The sequence below is a fragment of the Pelomonas caseinilytica genome (assembly GCF_021353235.1).
In the GTDB taxonomy this organism is placed as follows: domain Bacteria; phylum Pseudomonadota; class Gammaproteobacteria; order Burkholderiales; family Burkholderiaceae_C; genus Pelomonas; species Pelomonas caseinilytica.
Map to the genome: position 1 here is coordinate 88,521 of NZ_JAJTWT010000007.1, position 17,026 is coordinate 105,546.

Here is a 17,026-nt window from a genome sequence, read left to right on the forward strand (position 1 = left end):
GCGTGCGCAGGCGCACCGACGAAGCCGGCCGGGGGCCCGACGATGGACGGCATCCCGTTCAGGACAACCCCATGGACACCTTGACCGCCCGATACGAAGGACGCGAGTTCGTCCGCCTCGCCACCGGCACCGGCCCGTACTTCGGGCACTACCGCATCGTCACCCCCGACCCCAAGACCGCGGCGTGGGTGGACCTGTCGAAGTCGTGGCCGACCGAGCCGCTGGCCTGCGACGACGCCACCCGCGCCGCGCGCTTTGCCATCGACGCCGAAAACTACGGCAGCGCGGCCACGCGCGCCATCGAGGCGGCGGCGCTGGTGATGGCCCTGGACCGCAGCGCCACCGGCTGGCCGGACGCCGTCGACGCCCAACGGGTGGCGGCCACCGAGAGCAACGCCCTCGAGGCCCGCCTGCTGGGGGTGAAGGAGCCGCACTGGCCGGATCTCTGCATACACCGCGGCAGGGGCCCGATGCTGCGCTGCCGTTAGTGCGGCATTAGTGCGGCCATTAGTGCTGCCGTCAGTGCCGTCGCGGCCCCGGCGTGTGCGCCAGCGCACAGACCCCTGTCGAGGGGGCCGCCCAGGATGGCGCCGCTGCGGGCGGCATGGCCGGTCAAGGCAGGCGACCCGGGCGTTATGAATTGTGTACGCTACCGCACACACGCTGACCGGCAGTGCTGGCTACATTCAATGTTTGGACCGCGCCCGCCCGATGCCTCAACCGCCGACACCGCTCGACCCCATGGCGCCCCGCAGCAACCACTTGTTGGCCGCGCTGCCCGAGGAGGAATGGGAGCGCTGGTCCGGCAAGCTCGAATGGGTGCCGCTGCAGCTCGGACAGGTGCTGTACGAGTCGGGTCAGCCGCAGAGCCACGTCTACTTCCCCACGACGGCCATCGTCTCGCTGCTCTACGTGCTGGAGGACGGCGCGTCGGCCGAGATCGCGGTCGTCGGCTACGAAGGGGTCGTCGGCGTGTCGCTGTTCATGGGCGGGGAGACGACGCCGAGCCGCGCGGTGGTGCAAAGTGCCGGAAGCGGCTTCCGGCTGCGCGCCGCGGACATCAAGACCGAGTTCCACCGCTACGGCGTCGGCATGCGCGTCCTGCTGCGCTACACCCAGGCCCTGCTGACGCAGATGGCCCAGACGGCCGTGTGCAACCGCCACCACCTGCTGGAGCAGCAACTGTGCCGATGGCTGCTGCTCAGCCTGGACCGCATCACGGGCGACCAGCTCGTCATGACGCAGGAACTGATCGCCAACATGCTCGGCGTGCGCCGGGAAGGCGTCACCGAGGCGGCCCTCAAGCTGCAGAAGCTGGGCCTGATCGACTATGCCCGCGGGCATATCTCCGTCATCGACCGCGAGGGCCTGGAGAAGCGCAGCTGCGAGTGCTATGCGGTCGTGAAGCAGGAGTACGACCGGCTGCTGAACCAGCCGCTGCCGGGTGGGCGCTGATCCGTAGGTGCGCTGGCGCACAGCCACACCCGGCGCCCTCGCCCAGGCTTGGGCATGACCGAGAACCGGCTGCTCGACCACCTCCCGGCCACGGAGCTGCGGCGCCTGCTGGCCGAGGGCGTGCAGGTGCCCCTGCACGGCGGCGAGCCGCTGGCGGCCCAGGACGCCCCGGTGCGCGCGCTGCTGTTCCCCATGCAGGGCTTCGTGTCCCTGGGCGCACCCACGGACAACCATGCCCGGCTGCAGGTGGGCATGGTGGGCCGCGAGGGCGTTCTCAATGCCCAGCTCCTGCTGGGGGTGGCGCGCAGCCCGGTGAGCGTGCTGGTGCTGGAATCGGGGCGGGCCTGGGGCTTGTCGGCCGCGTCGCTGCGCCGCCAGCTGCCGGGCAGCCCGGCGTTGCGGCGGCTGCTGCTGCGCTACCTGCAGGTGCAGCTGCGGCTGTCCGCCACGGCGGCGGGCTGCCTGCACTGCCACACCGTCCAGTCCAGGCTGGCGCGCTGGCTGCTGATGGGACAGGACCGCGCCGCCGGTGACGGCTTTGCCGTGACCCAGGAGGGCCTGGCCCGGCTGCTGGGCGTGCGGCGCGTGGGCATCACCGTCGCGGCAAGCGCCCTGCAACTCGCCGGACTGATCCGTTATCACCGCGGCTGGGTCGCGGTCAGTGACCGCGCCGGCCTCGAGGCCGCGGCCTGCAACTGCTACGCCCAGGACCGCGCCAACTACCGGCTGGGCATGGGCTTCGCGCCGGACGCCGCCGCCGGCCGCGCGTGAGCAGGCGCCCGCGGGGCCGGCCGGCGCCTGCGTCCGTCAACGCCCGAGGTGGGTCCGGAATTCGTGGAAGGCGTCGCTGAAGGCGTTGCGGGCGTGCTCCACGTCGGGCACCAGTTGATGCCACGTCCTTTCACTGGAGGCCGCCAGCGCCTGCCACTTCGCCGTCGCCACCCGCGCATGCGCGCGCAGCTTGGCCAGTTCCAGGGCGTAGCGCTCGCGCTCATCCTGCCGGGTGTGCGTCACCCGGGTCTCGAAGGCCCGGAGCTCGTCGTTCAACTCGTCGAGCGCGAGCTTCACGTTCTCGACATAGGTCTCGCGGGGAGTCATCGCACCGCCCGGCTCATGCGCAGCAGTCCTGGCGCTCGGCGCCGGCGTAGGCGGCACCGCCCTCGCCCTGCTCCGGCGTGAGCGCCAAGTGAACACGCTGTGCGGCCCAGTCGATGCGCAGGGCCCAGGGCGGGCCGACCCGCAGCTTGCGTCCCCCGGCGGGCTTGTCCGTGTCGACGACGAAGTAGCGGATCTGCCAAGTCTGGTCATCGAAGACCAGGTCGTGCACCTGGCCGATGCAGCCTTCGGGGGTCACGACCTCGTAGCCGTGCATCTGCTCCGCGCTGCGCAGCTGCGTGGCCGCCGGGTGGGTGGTGCCGGCCCCCTCGGCGGCGTCGCGCGGCAGCGGCGCCACGCTGGGATAGGGCATCGCACCGAGGGCCCAAAGGCCGCCGCCCTCCCGGTAGGAGGGATAGTGGTAGTGGCGCTGGAATTCCTGCTCGTACTCGCGCGAGACCGGCTGGCTGGCGTCCAGCGCCGGGCTGGTGCGGATGAGGCGGCGCGTCAGTGCGACCTCGATCAACCCACCCCGGCCCACCGGCTGCTTGAGGGAATAGGGCGAGATCAGCACCTCGCGTTCGGCCAGCCACGTGCCGGCATCGACGACCAGATAGCGGATGACCCAGCGGTGGTCGTCGAACAGCACGTCCTCGACAGGGCCGATGTCGCCGTCCACCGCCCTGACGCGGGCCCGGGTGACATCGCCGATGCTGTTGAGCATGTGGAACTCCTTGTTGAGCCGGCAGGGTGACGAGGCCTTGCCCGGGCGGTCGGTGCGGTTGCCCACATGGCCGGGATATCGCGGCGCTGTCCCACGCTGCAGGCCCTTTGAGCCCAAAATCGAGCGCTCTGCCGTTGACACAAGGGGGCTCCGATGCCAGCCGTCGAGCACTTGGCCTTGAGCGATCACCTGAAGCGGCGACGCGGCGTCATCCTGCAGGCGTGGCGCAACGCGGTGACGTCCGACCCGGCGCTGACGACCGGCGCGGCCCTGCCCCGGGCCCAACTGCACGACCACATCCCGGCATTGCTGGTGGACTTCGAGCGCGAGCTGGCCCGCCTGGCCGCAGAGCCCGGCGGCGATGACCGCGAGCCGCGCCAGGGCGACGCCGCGGCCCATGGGCTGCATCGGTGGCAACAGGGCTTCAACCTGACCGAGGTGACCCGCGAACTCGCACGCCTCAATGAATGCGTCGTCGTGGAGCTCGAGGCCTATGAAGCCCTGCATCCCGAGTTCAGCGCCGTGGCCATGGCGCAGGCGCGCCGGATCTGGGCCAGGCAATGCGGCGACGCCATCACCGGCAGCGTGTCGCAGTATTTCCAGCTGCAGCAGATCGAAGCCAGCAGCCACATCCGCGACCTCGAGCACGCCCTGCAGTCCCTACGCGAGCTGGAGCAGGAACGCGCCCACCTCTGGCAGCAGGCCGCCCACGACCTGCGCGGCAACCTGGGCGTCGTGGCCGCGGCCACGGCGGGCCTCGCATCGCCGCGGGCCTCCGAGGTGGGGCGCGAGCGCTTCCTGCGGCTGCTCGACCGCAACGTCGCCGCCTTGAACCATCTGCTGAATGACGTGACCAGCCTGGCCCGGCTGCAGGGCGGGCTGGAGCACCGCAACGCCTGCCCCATCGACGCCGCCGAACTGCTCAGGGCGCTGTGCGAAGACCTGCAGCCCCATGCGCTGGACCGCGGCCTGTACCTGCGATTCCACGGCCCCGCGGCCCTGCCCGTCGAAGGCGATGCGGTCAAGACCCGGCGCATCGCCCAGAACCTGGTCATCAACGCGATCAAGTACACCCAGACGGGCGGCGTCACGGTCAGCTGCGCCGAGGGTTCGCGCAGCGACCTCGACCGCTGGATGTTCGAGGTCCGCGACACCGGCCCGGGCTTCCATGCCGGCCCGGGCTCGCAACTTGCCGGCGCCCTCGAGGAGGCGACCGACCAGGCGCGCCAGGTCGCAAGCGACCATGCCTCGGGGGAGGTCACGCATGTCAACGTGGACCTGGCCGAAACGCATCCCCGTGCCGACGACCTGCGCCCGGTGAAGCAGCAGGCCGGCGAAGGGATAGGGCTGTCCATCGTCAAGCGCCTGTGCGACCTGCTCAACGCCACCACCGAGCTGGAGTCCGCGGTGGGCGTGGGGACGACGTTCCGCATCCTGCTGCCGCGGCGCTACGCCGACGACGCCACGGCACCGGCCCGCTAGGGGTCCGGGCGCGCGCCACAGGCCGAGGAGAAGAAGCTGTAGCGGCCGCCGCCCGAGCGCTTGCTCCGGTACATGGCCCGGTCGGCGCAGTCCACCAGCTGCTCGACGTTGTCGGCATCGTCGGGATAGACGCTGATGCCGATGCTGGCGCGCACGCTCACCGGCACCTTCCCGACGTGGGTCAACATGGCCAGCGCATCCATGAGCTTTTGCGCCACGACGCCCGGGTCGGCCGCATCGGACACCTCGGGCAACAACACGACGAACTCGTCGCCGCCGAGGCGGCAGACCGTGTCGATCTGCCTCACGCAGCCCACCAGGCAGGCGCTGACCGCACGCAGCACCTCGTCCCCCACCGGATGCCCCAGCGTGTCGTTGATCTGCTTGAAGCCATCCAGGTCGAGGAACAGCAGTGCGAGCCGGCCGTCGTGCCGCCGGGCATTCGTCAGCCCCTGCGAGAAACGGTCGATCAACAGCAGGCGGTTGGGCAGGCTGGTCAGCGCATCGAGCTCGCTGGACCGCGTCAGCTCCGCCAGCAGCACGGCGGTGGAGTCGGCCACCTCCCGGGAGCGCACGGCGTCCAGGACCAGTTGTTCGTTGGCCTCGAGCAATTGCTGCATCGCATGGCTGCCGAGCCGCTCCTGCGCTTCGCTCAGGTCCGCCAACACGCTGGCGAGATGCTTGCGCGCCGCACGGGTTTGCGCCTGCAGTGCCGCGAGTTCCGCCTTGAGCACGGCCGGATCTGGCGGGTCAGACACAGGCTCCATGTCTTCTCCTCGGCGCCCGCGGGCGCGGCGCCAATGCGTTGATCACCCTTGCCGGCTGCCGGCGGCCAGGCGCCGGGTTGCCGGGTGGCCACCCAGCATGCCCTCCTGCTCGGCAAGCATCGTGCCGATGCGGATGCCGTCGTCGTCGATGCTGTACTCGCGCAGTTGGTCGGAATGGGCGCTGTCCCGCACCTTGACCACCGCCAGCACCCGGCGAAGCCGGCTGTCGATCTCGACATAACGCTGGACGATGATGGCGTCCGTCATGAACGCCGTGCCGTAGGGGCTGAAGCGCAGGTCGGTGTAGCGGTCCTCCAGTTCCGACGTCATCAGCACCGTCACGCCCAGGCCCGTCAGGGAGGCCACGAGCCGCAGCAGCGATTCACGGAAATCCTCCTTGAACGACGGCCCGAGCTTGAGCTCGAAGCCGGAGAGCGAGTCGATGACGACGCGGCGGGCCTTGAGCCGGCGGATCTCCGAGGCCAGCATCTGCATCACCTCTTCGATGGAGGTGTCGGTCGCGTGGGTCTCCACCACGCCGATGCGGCCGTCCTCGATGGCCTGCGCCAGCACCTTGTTGTGCACGCGGCTCGGCTGGCGCTCGAAGGCGGCGATGACACCGGTCTCGCCGTTGCGCACGCCGGCCTCCAGGAAGGCCGCGGCGAGGATGCTCTTGCCCGACCCCGAGGGGCCGGCCAGCAACAGCGAGTAGCCGCGCGGCAGGCCGCCGTCCATCATCTCGTCCAGGCCCGGCACGCCCATCGAAGCGCGCGCCCCGTCGAGGCCGTTGCCCAGGCGCGGGGCCGCGGCGGACGTAGGAACGAAGATGCGCAGGCCCTCGCTGCCGATGCGAAACGCATGCAGGCCCGGCAGCGACGGTTGGCCGCGCATCTTCATGATCTCCATCTTGCGCACCATGGCATTGCGCTGCACGCTCTGGCGCATCCAGATCAGCCCGTCGGCCACGGTGAAGACGGGATTCGCGTCGGTGTCGGAGAAGTACTCGCCGATCAGGAAGGTCGTGGCCTGCCAACTGGTCATCAGCATGCCGAGCTGCTGCATGAAGCGCTGCAGGTGGTTGTGCGCGTGGCCGTTGGCGTCCGTGGCCAGCACCACGGAGCGGAACGAATCGACGAACACCAGCGACGGCTCGTGCGCTGCCACCTCCTCGGTGATGCGCGCCAGCACGTGGTCGAGGTCGCCCGCCATGGCCTCCTCGCACAGGTTGATGAAGCGGATGCGGCGGTTGATGGCCGCCGTGTCGAAGAAGGCGAACTGCTGCTGATACCTGAGCATCTTCAGCGGTGGCTCCCCCAGCACCGTGAAATACACGGCGGGCCGCTCCTCGGTGGCCAGCGCGAACATGATCTGGTGCGCCAGCGTCGTCTTGCCGCAGCCGGGCTGGCCGGCGATGAGATTGAACGAGAACTCCGGCAGCCCTCCACCCAGCAGGTCGTCCAGCCCCGGCACACCCGTTGGCAGGCTGTTGATCGTCACTTTGGATGTCATGGCTTGGGGTCCTGCGCCGAGGCGGCGCGTGAGGAAGTCGACCAGGCGGCTTGCAGCAGCCGTTCGGTCAGCGGAGCGCCGATCAGGGCCGTGAGAAGTTCGCGAAAGATGGTGAACAGGCGGTTGCCCGCCTCGACCGCGGCGGCGGGCTGCTGTGCGGCGAAAAGGGCCATCAAGGCCGTCAGGTCGGCCGTGGCGTCGCCACTGCCCGGCTTGAGAGGCGCGAGCCAGGGGTATTGCACCGCGGCGACATGCACGGTCCGCCGGAACAAGGCTGCAACGCCGCGGTGACCCAGCACCGGCTGCAGCGACGCTTCGATATCGGCCCACATGGCGCCGACGGCCTCGGCGACCTGCCGCGCGTCCGCGTCCTCCGCCAGGCGTTGGGTAAGAGAAGCCGTGAAGCGGCTGCTCTCTTGGCTGTCCATGGGGAGGCTTGAGGTGAGAGTGATGCCGAGTGTAGGTCTCCGGACCCGTCGGCCCGCTCGATGGTCCGGTCAGGCGCCGCGCACCCGACCCGGGCGGTTTCACCGCCAGTCACCCGGACGTTAGCGGGAGACGCCCGGGCGGTATGTTCGTTACCGAACGCTGCCCGCCGCGCCGACTCGCTGGCCGCTGACGTCGACGCCGATGCGCCACGATCCGCCCGAGGCGACCAGTCCGGCTCCGGCCGGGCCAGGCGCGGTCTTCGCGCCGCGCGGCCAGCGGCCGAGCCCGGACGAGCGCCAAGTGGCGGCGCGCCGGCTCAGCGCATCACGACCAGCTGAACCCGCCGGTTCATGCTGCGGCCTTCGCGGGTCTTGTTGTCGGCCAGGGGCGCGGATTCGCCATAACTGATCGTCGACATGCGTGCCAGCGGCAGACCGGCGCGGGCCAGGTACATGCGCACGGCTTCGGCCCGCTTGAGGCCGAGCTGCTGGTTGACCGCGTCGCTGCCGGTGGCGTCGGTGTGGCCCTGGATTTCGATGAACACCGGCTGGTTGTCGGCCTTGAGCTTGGCGACGAGCTGATCAAGCTCCCGGCCGCCCTGCTCGGTGAGCTCGGCATGGCCCGAGCTGAACTTGATCTTGTCGTCGGTCAGCAAGGTGCTCATCAGCAGGCCGGGCGGCGCGGGCAGGTTCTTGGCAGCCTGGGCGCGCTCCGCAGCCTCCTGCTGCAGGGCCGCGATGCGCGCCTCGCTGCCCTGCAGCCGGCCATCCAGGGCCTTGAGGCTGTCGTCATGCGCCTGCACCCGGGTGCCGAGGCTGTCCACGCTGGTCTGCACCGGAGCGACGGTCTCCTTGACGAAATCCTGGGTGGCGCAGGCGCTCAGCAACAGGACGCTGCTCGCGACGAACAGGGGAGCGATTCTCGACATCAATGAACTCCTTCAGGAAGCAAGAGCCTGCGACTCTAGGCATCCCGCGGAGGCAAACGTACCGAGTTGTGAGCAAGGCTCGCGCCATTAACCGGCTGCGCGAAAGCCTTACCGTTGGGCGCTTGGGTGTGAGGACATTCGATACAGCTCATCCCCCCGAATCTGCAGTCCGTCGCGCCCCGCTAGGTCGCCACCCGACCGGGAGATATGGTGTGCTACATCAGCAACACACCCGGAGCGCCCATGACTCCCACCTGGACAGACCAGGCGCCGATCTACCAGCAGCTGGCCGACCGACTGGCCGTGCAGCTGCTGGACGGCAGTCCCCCGGAAGGCCAGGCCCTGCCCTCGGTGCGGCAGTTGGCCAGCCAGTACGTCATCAATCCTCTGACCGTCACGCGGGCGCTGCAGGCGCTGGCCGAGCACGGCCTGATCGAGACGCGCCGCGGCCTGGGCATGTTCGTCATGGCAGGCGCCCGCGAGCGGCTGTTGCAGCACGAACGCGAGCAGTTCCTTCAGAAGGACTGGCCGGCCCTGCGGGCCAAGCTCAAGCGCCTGGGGCTGACCGCCAAGGACCTGAACTGGGAGTCGACATGAACAACAACACCCCCCTCATCGAAGCCAGGAACCTGTCGCTGCGCTATGGCAGGAAGACGGCCCTGAACGACGTCTCGATCAGCGTGCCGGCGGGCCGCGTCGTGGGCCTGCTCGGCCACAACGGGGCCGGCAAGACGTCGCTGATGAAGGCGTTGGTGGGCCTGCTGCCGGTGCAAGGCGAGCTGGCCGTGCTGGGCCTGGAGCCCACGAAGAACCGCGAACGGCTGTTGACCGAGCTGAGCTACATCCCCGACGTGGCGGTGCTGCCGCGCTGGGCGCGCGTGGGCGAGCTGATCACGCTGATGGGCCGCCTGCAGCCCAAGTTCTCGGCCGAACGCGCTCGCACCCTGCTCAGGCGGACGAGCGTGAACGAGGGCGACAAGATCAAGAGCCTGTCCAAGGGCATGGTGGCGCAGACCCACCTGGCGCTGACCGCCGCCATCGACGCGAAGCTGATGATCCTGGACGAGCCGACGCTCGGGCTGGACGTGGTGTCGCGCAAGAGCTTCTACGAGATGCTGATCGACGAGTGGTGCGACGGCGAGCGCAGCGTGCTCATCTCCACCCACCAGGTCGAGGAGGTGGAGGCGCTGCTGTCGGACGTGATCATGCTGGACGAGGGCCGCGTGGCGCTGGCGATCAGCCTGGAGGACATCGACCGCCGCTTCTTCGCCCTGAACCACGACCCGGCCGCGGCCGAGGCCATGGCGGCGGCCCATCCGCTGCTGCGCTACCGCGAGCAGGGCCGCACGACGTCGCTCTTCGACGGCGCGCCGCCGGAGCACGTGGCCAGCCTGGGCCAGCGCGTGCGGCCCAGCCTCGTCGACCTCTTCATGGCGCTGACCCGCAACCCGGCGCTGAACGGCAAGCAGGCCTGAGCCTGTCGATAAGGAGAACGCCATGAATTCCCACATCCCCACCCTGCTGCTGCGCGAGTGGATGCAGCACAAGCGCGGCTGGCTGATCGCCGCCTTCGCTCCGCCCCTGCTCTTCCTGGCCATGCTGCCCTTCGGCCAGGTGCAGGGCCTGCCGTCCGAGCAGAGGGAGCTGGTGTCCGTCGGCATGCTGCTCGTCAGCGCCGGTACCGTCTACGCCGTCAGCCTGCTCGTGGCGCTGTTCCAGCTGCCGGGCCTGGCTCGGCGCGACGCGCAGGACCGTTCCATCGAGTTCTGGCTGTCGCTGCCCGGGCGGCCGAGCGAGAGCGTGGCGGCGACCGTGCTCGCCCATGCCTGGCTGGCTCCGCTCGGTGGCGCCGTCATCGGGGCCCTGTTCGGGCTGCCGATCGCGATCTCCGTGGTGGCCAGCGAGGCGGGCCTGGGCACGGCCTGGGCGGTCCACTGGGGCGAGGTGGTCTCGGCCGCGCTGCCGCTGCTGGCCCGCGCCTTCGCCGGCACGGTGCCGCTGGTGCTGTGGCTCGCGCCGCTGGTCTTCACGCTGATGGCGGCGTCAGCCTGGCTGAAGCGCCTGGGCACGCCGCTGGTGCTCATCGGCGGCGGCGTCGCGGTGACGGTGCTGCACAAGGCCTACCAGATCGACTGGCCGCTGCAGGCCCTGGCCGGCCTGAGCCAGCGCATCAACCACACCCTGGTGAACGACCCGGACAGCCTGATGAAGGCTCTGCACTCGGACGTCAACCTGTGGACGTGGGCGCTGCAGGACCTCGGCCGCACGCTCGCCGAACTGGCGTCGGTGCAATTCGTGGGCTGGGCGCTGGTGGCCGCCGCGGGCTTCGCCCTGGTGGTGGTGAAGCGGGGCCGCGGCGGTTGAGGCCGGGGCCGCTCAGGCCGGCTTGCCGGCCAGGCCCTCGCCCGACGGCGGCACCAGGCGTGCCGCCATTTCCTTGCGGAAGCGGTTGAGCTCCTGCACCGTGGCGAAGCTGCGTTCCATCAGCAGGCTCATGTTGTGCAGGATGCGCTCCACGACCTTGCTCTCCCAGACGGAGTCGAACTGGATCTGGGTGTCCAGCCAGCGCTCCAGCCACTCGGGGTCGGGCAGGCGGCTCTGGATGGTGTCGCGCGGGAAGAGCTTGGCGTTGACGTGCAGGTTGGTGGGGTGCAGGGCCTGGGCCGTGCGCCGGGCACTGGCCATCAGCACGCCGACCTTGGCGAAGGCGGCGCGGGCCTCGTCGCCGAACTTGGACATGGCCCGCTTCATGTAGCGCAGGTAGGCGCCGCCGTGGCGGGCCTCATCGCGCGACAGGGTCTCGTAGATGGCCTTGATGACCGGCTCGGTGTGCCATTCGGCCGCGCGGCGGTACCAGTGGTTGAGACGGATCTCGCCGCAGAAATGCAGCATCAGCGTCTCCAGCGCGGGCGCGGGGTCGAAGTCGAAGCGCACCTCGTGCAATTCGGCCTCGGTGGGTACGAGGTCGGGCCTGAAGCGCCTGAGGTACTCCATCAGCACGAGGCTGTGCTTCTGCTCCTCGAAGAACCAGACGGACATGAAGGCCGAGAAGTCACTGTCCTCGCGGTTGTCGCGCAGGAACATCTCGGTGGCCGGCAGCGCCGACCACTCGGTGATGGCGTTCATCTTGATGGTCTGGGCCTGTTCGTCGCTCAGCAGGCTGGCGTCGAACTTGTCCCACGGAATGTCGCGGTCCATGTTCCAGCGCACGGCTTCGAGTTGCTTGAACAGTTCGGGGTAAAGCATGGCGTTCCTTGTTTAGACGCGCGATTCTAAAAGTTCGTGCCGCGTCGGGGCTTCGGACGCAGGAAAGGGCGGTGTCGGACGGTGCCGCATCTCACGCGGCAGCGGTCCGCAAGGCCCTCGGCTGCGCCGGACTCCGATTTGATATAACGTTAGTGCAACTGTTCGTCATGCGTCGCTGGCGGGCTCGTCCAGGCGGGCCGTGCCGCCCGGGTGGCAACAATCGTCCCCCGAATGCGGGACATGTCCCCTGTGCGGGGTTCCGGCAAGCCGCACAGCGGCTACATCCACAGTAAAAACCCGAGCAAGAAGACAGAGGAGCCCCTTCCCCCACCGAATTCGGCCGCTCAACCTCTCTGAGACCAGAGCAGCAATCTCGGAGCCGTTCTCCTCCTCCTCCCTCCCTCCCTCGTTGGCTCCGAGGCGTTCAGCGGCCGCTTTTACAGCGCAAGGCCCGTGTCGAGACGACACGGGCCTTTTTTGCTTTGGCCGCAGCGGCGAGAAGCAAGCTACTTCAACCAGCCCTTGCGGCGGAAGTAGATGAAGGGCGCCGCGACGGAGGCGATCATCAGCGCCAGGGCGAACGGGTAGCCCAGCGGGTGCTCCAGCTCCGGCATGTTCTTGAAGTTCATGCCGTAGATGGAGGCGATCAGCGTGGGTGGCAGCAGAGCGACGCTGGCCACCGAGAAGATCTTGATGATCTTGTTCTGGTTGATGTTGATGAAGCCGACCGTGGCGTCCATCAGGAAGTTGATCTTGTCGAAGAGGAAGGCCGTGTGCGAGTCGAGGGAGTCGATGTCGCGCAGGATCTGGCGCGACTCCTCGAACTGCTCGGCGTTGAGCATGCGGCTGCGCATCATGAAGCTCACCGCGCGGCGCGTGTCCATGACGTTGCGGCGGATACGGCCGTTCAAGTCCTCCTCGCGGGCGATGGCCGACAGCACTTCGCCGGCCTCGGCGTCGGTCACGTCGCTCTTGAGGACGCGGATGCTGACGGCCTCGAGCTTGTCGTAGATGCCTTCGAGCACGTCGGCGGAGTATTCGGCGTCGGCGTCGTAGAGCTTGAGCAGCACGTCCTTGGCATCCTCGATCAGCGCCGGGATGCGGCGCGCGCGCAGGCGCAGCAGCCGGAAGACCGGCAGGTCCTCGTCGTGGATCGAGAACAGCACGTTGTTGAAGAGGATGAAGGCCACGCGCACGTTGCGCGCGGGCTTGGCCGCCGGGCCGTCGTCGCCGACGATGAGGAAGTCCGAGCGGATGTGCAGTTCGCCGTTGTCCTCCTCGTAGAAGCGCGCCGACTCCTCCAGGTCGTCATCGACGATGTCTTCGGGAATGGACAGGCCGAAGCGGTCGCGGATCCAGCCTTTTTCCTCGGCGCTGGGCTTTTCAAGGTCGACCCAGACCGGGCGCGACTGGGCCAGGTCTTCGGCCGTGGCGATTTCTTCCTGCAGCAGGCCGCCCAAGGTTCCACCCTTGAGGCGCCCGTTGTCCAGCGTGAACACATTCAGCATGCATCGTCTCCAGCAGCGCTGGCGAGGGGGACGACGGCGAGCGCCGTCCGGGTGGCGGGATTCAGGTCAACCGTCTCACTCCGGGCGGGCTGGCCTGGGATCAGGCCGGGCGGCGGGAGTGGACGGTCACCGAGGGTGATCGCTGTCCAAGAAGCGCTCCGTCAAGGGGAATAGCCGAGGATTATTGCACTGGCGCAAGCCGTGAAAGAAGGCGCAAGAACGAGTCCTGACGGGCGACAAAAGCTCACCGTCATCCCCTTGTCATGCCGGGGCTTCGGGCGCAAACTGGGCTCGTCGACTTCCCCACTTCCACCACTCCGCTACCTGACAAGACCCCTCTCTCTCTCCTCCTCCCTTTCCTCAGTTTTCCGGTTTAGTTTTTTCCCGACCATTCCTCTGAAAGGAGGCTTTATGAATCTGACGATCAGTGGCCATCACCTCGAAGTCACGCCGGCTCTGCGCGAGTACGTGCTCACCAAGCTGGACCGCGTGACCCGCCACTTCGACCAAGTCGTTGACATCAACGTCCTGCTGACCGTGGAGAAGCAAAAGGAGAAGGAACTTCGCCAGCGCGCCGAAGTCACGCTACACGTGAAAGGCCGCGACATCTTTGTCGAGCAGTCCCACGAGGACCTGTACGCCGCCATTGATCAACTGATGGACAAACTGGACCGCCAGGTCTGCCGCCACAAGGACAAGGTGCAGGACCACCACCACGCATCTGCCAAGCGCCTGGAAGTGCCGGCGCGCTGACCGGCGGCTCATTTCGCCCATTCCTGCGAGGCGGCCCCAGGGCCGCCTTTGTTTTGCGATGCGCAATCGGTTGTTGCTGCAGTGCCGCAAAAACCCGCATTCAAGGGGCGCCAGGGGCGTTTTGCACGCCTGCGGGTCCCCGCGACCACCCCAAAACAGCCCACGGTTCCATAATCCGTGATCTCGAATGACCCACCGCCTGGCTGCGGCCGCGCTCCACAAGCGCCCCCGACGCTCGGCCCTTGCCCATGAACCGTCTCGCCGCCATCCTGCCCGCCGACAACGTGTTGGTGAACGTGGATGCGTCCAGCAAGAAGCGCGCCTTCGAACATGCCGGCCTGCTGTTCGAGAACCATCACCAGATGGCGCGCGCCCTGGTCACCGACAACCTGTTCGCGCGTGAGCGCCTGGGGTCGACCGGCCTCGGCCATGGCGTGGCCATTCCCCACGGGCGGGTCAAGGGCTTGAAGAACCCGCTGGCCGCGGTGCTGCGCCTGCAGCAGCCCATCGCCTTCGACGCGCCGGACGACGAGCCCGTCGGCCTGCTGATCTTCCTGCTGGTGCCCGAAGCAGCCACGCAGCGCCACCTGGAGATCCTGTCCGAGATCGCCGAGATGCTGTCCGACCGCGAACTGCGCGAGCAACTCAAGACCGAACCCGAGGCCGCCACGCTGCACAAGCTGATCGCCGCCTGGGAACCGCTCAAGTCCGTCGCCTGACGCCCCAGTTTCGCGCTTCGCGTAAACCCTAGTCGAATTTGAAACCGACCTCGATCAGCGCCGAGCGCCTCTTCGAAGAGCACCGCGAGGCCCTGCGCTGGGAGTGGATTGCCGGCCACGCCCACCCCGAACGCCGCTTCGACGAGGCCGCCGTGCGCGACGCGCAGAGCGCCGCCGACCTGGTCGGTTATCTCAACTACATCCATCCCTACCGGGTGCAGATCGTGGGCCGGCGGGAGGTGGCCTACCTCAGCCAGGAGAGCGGCGAGGTCCAGGACCGCCGCATCTCCCGCATCGTCACGCTGGAGCCGCCCGTCATCATCGTGGCCGACGAAAGCGTGCCGCCGCCGCGGCTGGTGGCCATGTGCGACCGTGCCGAGATCCCGCTGTTCCGCACCAACGAATCCGCCGGCCACGTCATCGACCTGGTGCGCGGCTACCTGTCCCAGCTCTTCGCGAACCGCACGACCCGCCACGGCGTCTTCATGGACATCCTCGGCCTCGGGGTGCTGCTGACGGGCGAATCAGGCCTGGGCAAGAGCGAACTGGGCCTGGAGCTGATCTCGCGCGGCCACGGCCTGGTGGCCGATGACGCGGTGGACTTCTTCCGCATCGCCCAGACCGCCATCGAAGGCCGCTGCCCCGAGCTGCTGCTCAACCTGCTCGAAGTGCGCGGCATCGGCCTGCTCGACATCAAGGCCATCTTTGGCGAGACCGCGGTCCGCCGCAAGATGCGCCTGAAGCTCATCGTCCACCTGGTGCGCAAGGAGACGATGGAACGCGACTTCGAGCGCCTGCCCTACGAGCCGCTCTACGAAGACGTGCTGGGCATGCCGGTGCGCAAGGTCGTCATTGCCGTGGACGCCGGCCGCAACCTGGCCGTGCTGGTCGAGGCCGCCGTGCGCAACACCATCCTTCAGTTGCGCGGCATCGACACCTACAAGGAATTCGTCGAACGCCACCAGCGCGCCATCGACAACGGCTCCATCGACTGATGCCGTTGCACCGCTTCAGCGATATCGCCGGCCTGCTCGTCCTCAACACGGACAGCTACAAGACCAGCCATTGGCTGCAATACCCCCCGGGCACGCAGACCGTCTTCAGCTACATCGAGGCCCGCGGGGGCAGCTTGCCCTACACCGTCTTCTTCGGCCTGCAGGCCCTGCTGAAGGAGTACTTCACCCGGCCGGTGGCCGCCGAGGACGTGGCCCTGGCGGCCGAGGTCTGCGCCGGCCATGGCGTGCCGTTCAACCGGGAGGGCTGGCTGCACATCGTGCGGGCCCACGGCGGCCGGCTGCCGCTGCGCATCCGCGCCGTGCCCGAGGGCAGCGTCGTACCGGTCAACCATGCGCTGCTGACGGTCGAGAACACCGATCCCGCGTGCTGGTGGCTGACCAGTTATGTCGAGACGGCCCTGCTGCGCGTCTGGTACCCGACGACCGTGGCCACCCACAGCCATGCCACGCGCCGGCTGATCGCCGACTCGCTCGGGCGCACCGGCTCCCTCGACGGCCTGCCCTTCAAGCTGCACGACTTCGGCGCCCGCGGCGTGTCCTCGCTGGAATCGGCCATGCTGGGCGGCATGGCCCACCTGGTGAACTTCCAGGGCACCGACACCATGACCGCCCTGCTCGGCGCACGGCTGTACTACGGCGAACCCATGGCCGGCTTCTCCATCCCGGCGGCCGAGCACAGCACCATCACGGCCTGGGGCCGCGATGGCGAGCTGGCGGCCTATCGCAACATGCTGCGTCAGTTCGGCCAGCCGGGCGCCCTGCTGGCGGTGGTGTCCGATTCCTATGACCTGGACGCCGCGGTGACGCAGCTCTGGGGCGGCGCCCTGCGCGACGAAGTCATCGCCAGCGGCGCCACCGTCGTCATCCGGCCGGACAGCGGCGATCCCACCAGCGTCGTGCTGCGCACCGTGCGGGCGCTGGACGCCAGCTTCGGCAGCGACGTCAACGCCAAGGGCTTCAAGGTGCTCAGGCATGTGCGCGTCATCCAGGGCGACGGCATCACCCGCGCGTCCATCGCCAGCATCCTCGGGGCGCTGGAGTCGGCCGGCTATTCGGCGGACAACGTCGCCTTCGGCCAGGGCGGGGCCCTGCTGCAGCAGGTCAACCGCGACACGCTGGGCTTTGCGATGAAGGCTTCTGCCGCCCAGGTGGACGGCCAGTGGCGAGACGTCTTCAAGGCGCCCGTGACCGACCCGGCCAAGCGCAGCAAGGCCGGGCGCCTCACGCTGCTGCGTCGCGGCGAGGCCTTCGCCACCGTGAGGCTGGACGTGCCGGGCTACCAGGAGGCGCGCGCCGAGGGCGCTGTCGAGGTCATGCGCACGGTCTACGAGAACGGCCAGCTGCTCGTCGACGACAGCTTCGCCGCCATCCGCGCCCGGGCGGCGCTGGGCTGAC

At 68.7% G+C, this 17,026-nt stretch carries 19 protein-coding genes; 11 read left to right on the forward strand and 8 right to left on the reverse strand.

Annotated features, from left to right (window positions below; translation table 11 throughout):
• Window positions 1–71 precede the first annotated feature (71 nt).
• The 3 genes from LXT12_RS17170 to LXT12_RS17180 all read left to right on the forward strand — a co-directional run bounded on the left by LXT12_RS17170 (window position 72) and on the right by LXT12_RS17180 (window position 2,226).
• Window positions 72–488: a hypothetical protein gene (locus tag LXT12_RS17170; RefSeq protein ID WP_233393508.1), complete on the forward strand. Its 417-nt coding sequence runs from the start codon at window positions 72–74 to the stop codon at window positions 486–488.
• Window positions 489–741: 253 nt separating this feature from the next.
• Window positions 742–1,455 (forward strand): Crp/Fnr family transcriptional regulator, encoded by a 714-nt coding sequence (locus tag LXT12_RS17175; RefSeq protein ID WP_233393509.1) that lies wholly within the window; start codon window positions 742–744, stop codon window positions 1,453–1,455.
• Between the two features lie 54 nt (window positions 1,456–1,509).
• The gene (locus LXT12_RS17180) at window positions 1,510–2,226 is read left to right on the forward strand and encodes a Crp/Fnr family transcriptional regulator (protein WP_233393510.1); all 717 of its coding nucleotides are present in this window, start codon (window positions 1,510–1,512) and stop codon (window positions 2,224–2,226) included.
• A 36-nt stretch (window positions 2,227–2,262) separates the two neighbouring features.
• On the opposite strand, the gene LXT12_RS17185 is transcribed toward LXT12_RS17180, so the two are convergent.
• On the reverse strand, window positions 2,263–2,553 hold the full coding sequence (locus tag LXT12_RS17185) for a sll1863 family stress response protein (protein ID WP_233393511.1): 291 nt from the start codon (window positions 2,551–2,553) through the stop codon (window positions 2,263–2,265).
• A 13-nt stretch (window positions 2,554–2,566) separates the two neighbouring features.
• On the reverse strand, window positions 2,567–3,340 hold the full coding sequence (locus LXT12_RS17190) for a PRC-barrel domain-containing protein (protein ID WP_233393512.1): 774 nt from the start codon (window positions 3,338–3,340) through the stop codon (window positions 2,567–2,569).
• A 111-nt stretch (window positions 3,341–3,451) separates the two neighbouring features.
• Here LXT12_RS17190 and LXT12_RS17195 point away from each other — a divergent pair, with 111 nt between their 5' ends.
• Window positions 3,452–4,756, forward strand: a complete 1,305-nt coding sequence (locus tag LXT12_RS17195) for a sensor histidine kinase (RefSeq protein ID WP_233393513.1) — start codon at window positions 3,452–3,454, stop codon at window positions 4,754–4,756.
• Here the strand turns inward: LXT12_RS17195 and LXT12_RS17200 are convergent.
• From LXT12_RS17200 to LXT12_RS17215, 4 genes are all read right to left on the reverse strand, one after another.
• Window positions 4,753–5,523 carry a GGDEF domain-containing protein gene (locus tag LXT12_RS17200; RefSeq protein ID WP_233393514.1) on the reverse strand — a complete coding sequence of 257 codons (771 nt, stop codon included), beginning with the start codon at window positions 5,521–5,523 and terminating at the stop codon, window positions 4,753–4,755. The two genes, LXT12_RS17195 and LXT12_RS17200, sit on opposite strands and share 4 nt — an antisense overlap.
• Before the next feature lie 42 nt (window positions 5,524–5,565).
• Window positions 5,566–7,032: a DUF7125 family protein gene (locus LXT12_RS17205; protein ID WP_233393515.1), complete on the reverse strand. Its 1,467-nt coding sequence runs from the start codon at window positions 7,030–7,032 to the stop codon at window positions 5,566–5,568.
• Window positions 7,029–7,460, reverse strand: coding sequence for a hypothetical protein (locus LXT12_RS17210; RefSeq protein ID WP_233393516.1), 432 nt, complete (start codon window positions 7,458–7,460; stop codon window positions 7,029–7,031). Before LXT12_RS17210 ends, LXT12_RS17205 begins: the two co-directional genes overlap by 4 nt.
• A 317-nt stretch (window positions 7,461–7,777) precedes the next feature.
• A complete protein-coding gene (locus LXT12_RS17215) occupies window positions 7,778–8,389 on the reverse strand; it encodes an OmpA family protein (RefSeq protein ID WP_233393517.1) in 612 nt (203 codons plus the stop codon).
• Window positions 8,390–8,632: 243 nt separating this feature from the next.
• Between LXT12_RS17215 and LXT12_RS17220 the strand changes: the two genes are divergently transcribed.
• The 3 genes from LXT12_RS17220 to LXT12_RS17230 are packed head-to-tail and all read left to right on the forward strand — an operon-like array spanning window position 8,633 to window position 10,753.
• Window positions 8,633–8,986, forward strand: coding sequence for a GntR family transcriptional regulator (locus LXT12_RS17220; protein WP_233393518.1), 354 nt, complete (start codon window positions 8,633–8,635; stop codon window positions 8,984–8,986).
• Window positions 8,983–9,864, forward strand: coding sequence for an ABC transporter ATP-binding protein (locus LXT12_RS17225; RefSeq protein WP_233393519.1), 882 nt, complete (start codon window positions 8,983–8,985; stop codon window positions 9,862–9,864). The genes LXT12_RS17220 and LXT12_RS17225 overlap by 4 nt, the downstream gene beginning before the upstream one ends.
• 22 nt (window positions 9,865–9,886) lie before the next feature.
• The gene (locus tag LXT12_RS17230) at window positions 9,887–10,753 is read left to right on the forward strand and encodes a hypothetical protein (protein ID WP_233393520.1); all 867 of its coding nucleotides are present in this window, start codon (window positions 9,887–9,889) and stop codon (window positions 10,751–10,753) included.
• Between the two features lie 12 nt (window positions 10,754–10,765).
• Here the strand turns inward: LXT12_RS17230 and LXT12_RS17235 are convergent, their stop codons facing one another.
• Together LXT12_RS17235 and corA are read right to left on the reverse strand one after the other, a co-directional pair.
• Entirely contained in the window at window positions 10,766–11,635 is an 870-nt protein-coding gene (locus LXT12_RS17235; RefSeq protein ID WP_233393521.1) for a ferritin family protein, read from the reverse strand.
• 506 nt (window positions 11,636–12,141) lie between these two features.
• The gene (gene corA, locus LXT12_RS17240) at window positions 12,142–13,143 is read right to left on the reverse strand and encodes a magnesium/cobalt transporter CorA (protein WP_233393522.1); all 1,002 of its coding nucleotides are present in this window, start codon (window positions 13,141–13,143) and stop codon (window positions 12,142–12,144) included.
• A gap of 411 nt (window positions 13,144–13,554) precedes the next feature.
• Between corA and hpf the strand changes: the two genes are divergently transcribed.
• The 4 genes from hpf (at window position 13,555) to LXT12_RS17260 (ending at window position 17,025) form a co-directional block, all read left to right on the forward strand.
• Window positions 13,555–13,896, forward strand: coding sequence for a ribosome hibernation-promoting factor, HPF/YfiA family (gene hpf, locus LXT12_RS17245; protein ID WP_233393523.1), 342 nt, complete (start codon window positions 13,555–13,557; stop codon window positions 13,894–13,896).
• Between the two features lie 248 nt (window positions 13,897–14,144).
• Window positions 14,145–14,615 carry a PTS IIA-like nitrogen regulatory protein PtsN gene (gene ptsN, locus LXT12_RS17250; RefSeq protein WP_233393524.1) on the forward strand — a complete coding sequence of 157 codons (471 nt, stop codon included), beginning with the start codon at window positions 14,145–14,147 and terminating at the stop codon, window positions 14,613–14,615.
• Window positions 14,616–14,653: 38 nt separating this feature from the next.
• Window positions 14,654–15,610 (forward strand): HPr(Ser) kinase/phosphatase, encoded by a 957-nt coding sequence (gene hprK, locus LXT12_RS17255; RefSeq protein WP_233393525.1) that lies wholly within the window; start codon window positions 14,654–14,656, stop codon window positions 15,608–15,610.
• The gene (locus LXT12_RS17260; RefSeq protein WP_233393526.1) at window positions 15,610–17,025 is read left to right on the forward strand and encodes a nicotinate phosphoribosyltransferase; all 1,416 of its coding nucleotides are present in this window, start codon (window positions 15,610–15,612) and stop codon (window positions 17,023–17,025) included. The genes hprK and LXT12_RS17260 overlap by 1 nt, the downstream gene beginning before the upstream one ends.
• The last annotated feature ends 1 nt before the right edge of the window (window position 17,026 follow it).